The organism is Advenella sp. FME57 (assembly GCF_014897675.1).
GTDB lineage: Bacteria > Pseudomonadota > Gammaproteobacteria > Burkholderiales > Burkholderiaceae_B > Advenella.
This window is the reverse complement of the sequence record NZ_JABUXU010000050.1, coordinates 1-1268: the sequence shown is the minus strand read 5'-3', so window position 1 is coordinate 1268 and position 1268 is coordinate 1. Positions and strand designations below refer to the sequence as shown.

Annotated in this window: 1 protein-coding gene; it reads left to right on the top strand. The window is 60.0% G+C overall.

The features are described from left to right. The coding region (locus tag INT32_RS21995; RefSeq protein ID WP_193090803.1) for a phosphomannomutase/phosphoglucomutase at nt 1–1267 on the top strand (1267 nt) is incomplete at its 5' end. Nucleotide 1268 lies beyond the last annotated feature (1 nt).

Here is a 1268-nt window from a genome sequence, read left to right as displayed (position 1 = left end):
CTGCGGCACGGATCGGATCGTGGTCGGCTTCGACGGTCGCCTGTCCAGCCCGGATCTGTCTGCGGCCCTGCAAAAGGGCATTCTGGATGAAGGCATTGATACGGTAGACATCGGCATGGTGCCCACGCCACTGGTGTACTTCGAATCCTACTCGGAAAATATCGGCGCCGCCGTTGCCATTACCGGCAGCCACAACCCGCCAAAATACAATGGCTTCAAAATGATGATCGGCGGCAAGGCCCTGTACGGCGACGACGTGCTGGCCCTGCGCGAGCAGATGCTGGCGCTGCAATCAGAACCGGTCGCTACCGCAAGAGGCGTTGTGCACAGCAAGGACATCATCCAGACGTATATCGAGCGGATTGTGTCCGACGTAAAGCTGGCCCGCCCCATGAAAATTGCCATCGATTGCGGCAATGGCGTGGGTGGCGTGGTGGCGACCAAACTGTTTCGTGCGCTCGGTTGCGAGGTCACCGAGCTGTTTTGCGATGTGGATGGCGCCTTTCCCAATCACCATCCCGATCCGGCCGACCCCCACAACCTGGAAGACCTGCAGCGCACCCTGCAGCAGACCGACTGCGAAATCGGCCTGGCCTTCGATGGCGACGGCGACCGCCTGGGCGTTGTCACCCGCAGCGGCAGCATTATATGGCCGGACCGTCAGCTGATACTTTTTGCCCGCGATATTCTTGCGCGCCAGCCGGGCGCCACCATTATCTATGACGTCAAATGCAGCCGTCATGTGACGGCCTCTGTCAAGGCAGCCGGCGGCGTGCCGCTCATGTGGCGCACCGGTCATTCGCTGATCAAGGCCAAGCTGGCAGAAACCGGCGCCCCTATTGCAGGTGAAATGAGTGGCCATGTGTTCTTCAAGGAGCGCTGGTTCGGTTTTGATGACGGCCTGTACACAGGCGCGCGCCTGCTTGAAATTCTCTCGCGCGATGCCAACCCCACAGCGGTGCTGGACGCCCTGCCCGAAGGCATTTCCACGCCGGAACTCAAGCTGGAGATGGAAGAAGGCCAGCAATATTCGCTGATCAAGACCCTGCAGGAAAAGGCGCATTTTGCGGGCGCCACCAGTGTGAACACCATCGACGGCGTGCGCGCTGAATATGAAGACGGCTTTGGCCTGGCGCGTGCATCCAATACCACACCTGTAATTGTGTTGCGGTTTGAAGGGGAGTCGCAGCAGGCGATTGATCGCATCCGCGCAGAGTTCAAGGCAGTGTTCGCCCAGTTTGCGCCTGGCGCGGTGTTGCCGTTCTGAT